General features: G+C 63.5%; 5 protein-coding genes. 1 reads left to right on the top strand and 4 read right to left on the bottom strand.

The features are described 5' to 3' along the window. Positions 1-118: 118 nt before the first annotated feature. Entirely contained in the window at positions 119-1360 is a 1242-nt protein-coding gene (locus tag ACGLHR_RS20990; protein WP_400096179.1) for a polyhydroxyalkanoate depolymerase, read from the top strand. 82 nt (positions 1361-1442) lie between these two features. Here the strand turns inward: ACGLHR_RS20990 and ACGLHR_RS20985 are convergent, their stop codons facing one another. The 4 genes from ACGLHR_RS20985 to ACGLHR_RS20970 form a co-directional block, all read right to left on the bottom strand. Further along, positions 1443-2327, bottom strand: a complete 885-nt coding sequence (locus ACGLHR_RS20985) for an amino acid ABC transporter substrate-binding protein (protein WP_318232239.1) — start codon at positions 2325-2327, stop codon at positions 1443-1445. 151 nt (positions 2328-2478) lie between these two features. After that, on the bottom strand, positions 2479-3792 hold the full coding sequence (locus tag ACGLHR_RS20980) for a dicarboxylate/amino acid:cation symporter (protein ID WP_400096178.1): 1314 nt from the start codon (positions 3790-3792) through the stop codon (positions 2479-2481). A 194-nt stretch (positions 3793-3986) separates the two neighbouring features. Beyond that, a complete protein-coding gene (locus ACGLHR_RS20975) occupies positions 3987-5051 on the bottom strand; it encodes a C45 family autoproteolytic acyltransferase/hydolase (RefSeq protein ID WP_400096177.1) in 1065 nt (354 codons plus the stop codon). A 33-nt stretch (positions 5052-5084) separates the two neighbouring features. Then, complete coding sequence (locus ACGLHR_RS20970) at positions 5085-6539, bottom strand: biotin carboxylase (RefSeq protein WP_400096176.1); 1455 nt, start codon at positions 6537-6539, stop codon at positions 5085-5087. Between the last annotated feature and the right edge of the window lie 121 nt (positions 6540-6660).

The following is a 6660-nucleotide window of genomic DNA, read 5'->3' as shown; positions in this document are numbered from 1 at the left end:
TCGACCGCCTCGTCATAAGCCTCATCGACATGCCGCCTATAAGGCTTGCTGAGGGAGGCTTAACTTGGGTGGATTGGGGGGACACCCCCCCTATTTTCAAGACTTACAGGCATTCCCCATGCTTTACCAATTCCACGAACTCAAGAGCGCCATGCTGTTGCCGCTCACCGCGCTGGCCCAGGCAACGTCGCGCACCTTCACCAATCCACTCAGCCCGCTGTCCATGATGCCGGGCGCCAACCGGATGGCTGCCGGCTACGAACTGCTCTACCGCCTGGGCAAGGATTACAAGAAGCCGCCCTTCGACATCAAGTCGGTGCGGTGCCACGGCCGGGATATTCCCATCGTGGAACAGACCATTGTGGAGAAGCCCTTCTGCAAGCTGCTGCGTTTCAAGCGCTATGCAGACGACCCTCAGGTCATCCGGATGCTGAAGGACGAGCCGGTGGTGCTGGTGTGCGCCCCGCTGTCCGGACACCACGCGACCCTGCTGCGCGACACGGTACGGACCCTGCTGCAGCACCACAAGGTCTATGTGACGGACTGGATCGATGCCCGCATGGTGCCGGCGGAGGATGGCCCCTTCCACCTGACGGACTATGTGCATTACATCCAGGACTTCATTCGCCACATCGGCGCGCAGAACCTGCATGTCATCTCCGTATGCCAGCCCGCCGTGCCCGTGCTTGCCGCCATCTCGCTGCTGGCATCGGCCGGCGAGGCCACGCCGCGGACCATGACCATGATGGGTGGCCCGATCGATGCGCGCCGCAGCCCCACTGCCGTGAACGCACTGGCCACCGACAAGTCATTCGAGTGGTTCGAGAACAACGTGATTCATGCCGTGCCGGCCAACTACCCGGGCCACGGCCGCAAGGTCTACCCAGGGTTCCTCCAGCATGCCGGCTTTGTGGCGACCAACCCGGATCGCCACCTCTCATCGCACTACGACTACTACCAGAACCTGGTCGATGGCGACCTGGACGACGCCGAGGCCCATGTACGTTTCTATGACGAGTACAACGCCGTGCTCGACATGGCCGCGGAGTATTACCTGGATACGATCCGCGACGTGTTCCAGGAATTCCGCCTGGCCACCGGCACGTGGGAAATCGACGGCAAGCCGGTGCGGCCGCAGGACATCAAGGGTGCGGCGCTGCTGACCATAGAAGGCGAACTGGACGACATCACGGGAGCGGGCCAGACCGCGGCGGCGCACGACCTGTGCCCTGGCATTCCCGGTGAGCGCAAGCAGCATGTCACCGCGCTCGGGTGCGGGCACTACGGCATCTTCTCAGGCCGGCGCTGGCGCGAGGAGATCTATCCGCAACTGCGCGCCTTCATCGCCAGCTATCGCTGAGCGGGCCATTCCGATGCCCGAGGAGCGCGCCTTTGAGCGGCGCTCCCCAGCAATTGCATAGGCCCCGGGATGGGCAGGCGCCTTAATCCGTCTGGTCCGGGATAGCCCGGATCAGCTCATCGAGCTGTGCGCTCATGGGCAGGCCGAGCCGCTCGCCGGTGGGCAGCTTGTTCATGAACCATTGCTTGTACATGCGATCGATCTCCCCGGACACCGCCAGCTCACGCACCGCCCTGTCCACCACGGCGGCGAACTGCGGATCGCCCTTGCGGAACATGATCCCGTAGGGATCGTAGGAGAGGAAATCGCCGGTGATCTGGAACTTGCCGCCAGCCCCGCTGCTGCGCAAAAAGCCGTACAGCAGCACATCATCCCCCGCATAGGCATCCGCGCCGCCGTGCTCCAGCACCTTGAACGCATCGGCATGGTCCCGCGCCTTGATGATCTTCAGTTGCAGGTCGAAGCGGGCCGAAAGCCGCTCAATGGCTTCCACATTGGTGGTGCCGCCGGTCGCGACCACGTACTTTCCCTTCAGGTCCTTGAACGACTTGATCGACGATCCCCTTGGCACCATCAGCTTGGTCCCGGCCACGAAGATCACCGGCGAGAACGACACGAGCTTCTGGCGCTCGGCGTTCCGGGTGGTCGAGCCGCACTCCAGGTCGACCTTGCCGGACGTGACCGCGTCGAAACGATTCTCCGAGGTGACCGGCGCCCATTGGATGCTGACCTCGCGGCCCACCTCCGCCGCCGCCGCGTCCACGATCGCGCGGCAGATATCGATGGAATAGCCGACCGGCTTGCCGAGCCTGTCCAGGTACGAAAAGGGCAGGGACGACTCGCGATAGCCGATGGTCAGGGTGCCGCTTTCCTTCGCCTTCTTCAGCGTGCCGGCCAGTTCCCCCGCCTGTTGCGCCGACGCCGCGGCGGCGGACAATGCCGCGCACAGCGCAACGGCCGCCCACATCACGATTTGCCGGCACCTGCGGCGGCTGCGCCCGTCGCTCACGCGTGCTCCGTTTGAAATCATTTGATTTGCACTCCTGCAATGATCGTTCGCACAATGCCAGGCACGCCATGCGCGAGGCCGCCAGCGAGGCGCCCGGCGCGCACGCCGGTCAGGCCTGGACCGCGTCCGGCTTGGCGAGCGGGGCGTGCGCATCCGATGCGGTGCTGTCGCCCTCGCCTTCCACATCCGACTCGCCAGCCAGCTGGCCCTCCCACTTCGCCACCACGGCAGCGGCAATCGAGTTGCCCACGGCGTTGGTCGCGGAGCGGCCCATGTCCAGGAACTGGTCGACCCCCATGATCAGCAGCAAGCCCGCTTCCGGAATGCCGAACTGGTTCAGCGTGGCGGCGATCACCACCAGCGATGCGCGCGGCACCCCGGCCATGCCCTTGGACGTCAGCATGAGCAGCAGCAGCATGGTGATCTGGGTACCGATCGGCAGATGGATGTCATAAGCCTGGGCGATGAACAGCACGGCAAACGTGCAGTACATCATGGTGCCGTCGAGGTTGAACGAGTAGCCCATCGGCAGCACGAAGCTGGAGATCTTGCGGTTCACGCCGAACCGGTCCAGCGCGGTGAGCATCTTCGGATAGGCGGCCTCCGAGCTAGCGGTGGAGAACGACAGCAGGAAGGGCTCGCGAATCAGCCGGATCAGCGTGAACACCCGCTTGCCCAGGAAGAAGAACCCGGCCGCCACCAGCAGGCCCCACAGCACCACCAGCCCAAGATAGAAGCTGCCCATGAACTTGGCAAAGGTGAGGAGGATGCCCAGGCCTTGCGTGGTCACGGTGGACGCGAGCGCGGCAAATACGGCTACCGGTGCCATCCACATCACGGCGCCGGTGATCTTGAGCATGGTCTGCGCAAGGTCGTCGATGACGCCGGCCAGCCGCTTGCCCGTCTCCCCCAGCGTCGACAGCGCGGTGCCGAAGAAGATCGAGAACACCACGATCTGCAGGATTTCGTTGTTGGCCATGGACTCGGCCACGGACTTCGGCACCAGGTGCGTAACAAAGTCCTTCAGCGTGAAGGCGTTGGTCTTCAGGTTGGTGGCCGCCCCAACGTCCGGCAGCGGCAGGCCGATGTTGTGGCCCGGCTGCAGGAGGGTGGCGAGTATCAGGCCCAGCGTGAGAGAAATGAACGAAGCCACGATAAACCAGCCGAGTGCCTTCACGCCAACGCGGCCGACGGTACTCGCATCGCCCATGTGCGCAATACCAACCACCAGCGTGGAGAACACCAGCGGCGCGATGATCATCTTGATCAGGCGCAGGAAGACGTCGGTAAAGATCGAGATGTAGCCGGCAATCTCCTTGGCGGTACCGGGATCCGGGAAGGCCTGGTGGCAGCTATAGCCGACGATGACGCCGAGGATCATCGCGATGACGATGTATGTGGTGATTGGGCGCTTCTTTTTCATGACTGCTCCTTGGATTCTTGCGAGCCTGCTTTTCCGAAGCCGCCACCCTCGGACAGGTCCAGGCGATATGGGCCCCCACGAGCCGAAACGGATCGCGTGCTGCTTGTGTTTCAGCGTGTTAGATGGCTAGCGTGCGGCCAGCGACAGCCTGGTTTCGATATGCATGCCTTCCCCTGACTATGAGACTAGGAAACTCATTGAAAACTGCCAACATCGTCGAGCATCCAGCGGCGCGCGGGCGCCACCGCGTGCCGCAGCGCCGTACTCTCCACGTCGAACTCGATCATCCGCGCGCCGGGCAGGAAATGGCTGCATGACTGCCTCCAGATGGCATCCGGCCAGACCATTTCGACAGCACCGTCATACGGGTGGTAGACGGCGCTGTACAACGTCCCGTGGCCGCGCCCGTAGGATGTTTGAAACAGCGGCGGGCGCAGCAGCGCGCGCAGGACAGCCTTGGAATCCTCGGCCTGCCGCACCGCAACAGCCAGCGTCTGCTCCCTGGCTTCTGCCAGGGTCGCGTTGGCGTGCGCCGCCCACTCGACGCCATGCTGCAGGTTGCTGACCGCCTGCTTGCGCACCACCTCGAGCGGGCGGTCGGGCGTGACGAACACCGTTGCCCACTGCGCGCGGCGGTCAAGCAGGCTCACCGTGTAGCTCATATGCACCGGGATGCGCGCGAGCATTTCCACGGCCTGCTCGACGTTCTGCGCGAACTCCAGCACGTAGCGCAAGACCAGCGGAATGCCGAATCCATTACCCACCGCCTTGCGGCCCCCGAACGACAGCGACGCGGCCAGGCCGCTCTCGTTGATGCCGTCGAGCGCGCCCCACAGGCAGTCATTGACCGCCACCACCCGCTGGCCATGCCATCTGGACGCCAGCCAGACACCCTCGAGCAAAGCCGGGGCGAAATCGTAATTGCGTAACAGCGCGGGCGTGGCGCCCGCGGCCTGCTGCCCGTCCACCGGCAGCCACACCGCCTGGGAGCAGCCCGCGATATAGGGCGGGGGGCCCCACATCGACAGGAAGCGCGCCTCCAGGTCGCCGCCGCCGGCCAGCTCGACCAGCCGCTCCCAGGTCGGGACCAGTTCCGGCATATGGTTGCGCAAGGCCTTGCGGCACATCAGGTAGCCGGGCCGCGCGCGGTCACCGTCGCGCAGATACCATTGCCGGTATCCAGGCCAGAATTGCCGGAAGATGTTCTGCCATCGCTGGCCGGGCAAGTCCTCACTGATCGCTTCGAAAGTACAACGCATGAATTCTTGCCCTCTCGTGGTTGGACTTGCGGCCTACAGGATCTTGAAGGCGCCCGGCTGCGGCGCCAGCCCGGCCTGCGCGGCAGCCAGCGGCTTGGCCACGTAGTATTGCTTGATGCCGCGGATCCATTGGTGCGCGCGCTCGTTGAGCTTGAATTCATCGTTCATCGAGCGGCCCCGCGTGATCAGGATGCCGAGATCCGCACCCTCATAACGATAGTCGCCGGGCCCGGTGATACGCAAGAAGAAGGCTTCGTGCTCGCTCTCGATCTCGCGTCGGTTGGAATCGAAGCGGTGGTAGGACACGGCGCCGTCGGACGCCATGCGGTAGATGCCAGATGGCGGTGCATGGGTCACGATGTCCACGTTGTCCTCGGTGGATTTGATGACCAGCTGGGACCAGCCGTCGATGAACGACTTCTCGGCCCAGCGCTCATTGAGCTCGCGCACATTGAGGTCGAACGGCACGCCCGAGAACTCGAGCAGGTGGAACAGGAACAGCGGCGCGTCCGCATAGGCAAAGGCCGCGTGATTGGTCATCGGGCTGGCACCGCAAATGCGTGGATTCAGCTCGCCCAGATATACCTCTCCGGTATCCACGTCGATCAGGAAATCCAGGTCGAAGTAGCCGCGATAGCCCTCTTCCAGCAACTGGTTGCCAAACCGGAAGGCCATGTCGCGCGCCTTCATCCGGACCTCTTCGGAGAACGCCCCGGGGAAGATCTCGTTGCCGCACCAGCCGCCCTTGTAGGGGGTCAGTTCGCGCGCGCCCACCACCTCGGTCAGCAGCGGCCCGACCAGCGTGCCGGACTGCGTGGCGCACGCCTCCAGGGTCGCGCCCCGACAGTTGATGCGCTTCATGAGCTTGACTTCGGGGTCGTTGACGATCTCATCCTTGTGCTTGTTGAAGTCGTCAACGCTTGCGATAAAGAAGGTGGTGTGGCCGGAGTCGCCGAAGGCACTCTGCACCACCAGGTCATTGCCCAGGCCATGGTGCTCCGCGATCTGCATCAAGTGCGCGTAGCTGTCGACTTTCTCCAGTGCGTTGGGCACCGAGTGCACGCCGGCCTTGTTGCCGATGCGCACGGTCTCCATCTTGTTGTCGCAGCGGCTGCGCAGCGCGGCCGGCGGGAACCACACGTCAAGCCCGAGTTCGTCGGCGAGCTCCTCGGTCTTTTCGTCGAACATCAGGAAGGTGGCTGCCGGCCGTCCTCCCCGCTGCTCGATCATCTGCACCACATCCTTGTGTTGCAGCAGGTAGTTGTTGATGTCTTCGATCGAGGTGAACTCCTCGTGCGGCAGCGCTTGCGGCACGAAGACGTTAGGATGGCGCCCGTCGAAGCAATCGATGTAGTTGATGTACTTGAAACGGTTAACCCACTGATCAATGCCCAGGAGATTGAAGTTGGTGGCGCTGATGAAGTAGATAGGCTTCTCGTTCCTATGGAACATCACGCGCAGATCTGAGACATTACGGACTTTTTGCATCGCGGCTTTCTCCTGAGGAATTCGGGGCCGGCTGGACGCGGGTTTCCCGCGGCTCCTGGAGATCCAGGTCCGGCATTCTTTTTTTGCTGGCATGGGCTCTGTTGCGAGAAACCGGGCGCCA

The sequence above is a fragment of the Cupriavidus sp. CuC1 genome, assembly GCF_044627735.1.
Taxonomy (GTDB): Bacteria; Pseudomonadota; Gammaproteobacteria; order Burkholderiales; family Burkholderiaceae; genus Cupriavidus; species Cupriavidus ulmosensis.
The sequence above is the reverse complement of the archived record's forward strand: the minus strand, read 5'-3'. Positions and strand labels throughout refer to the sequence as shown.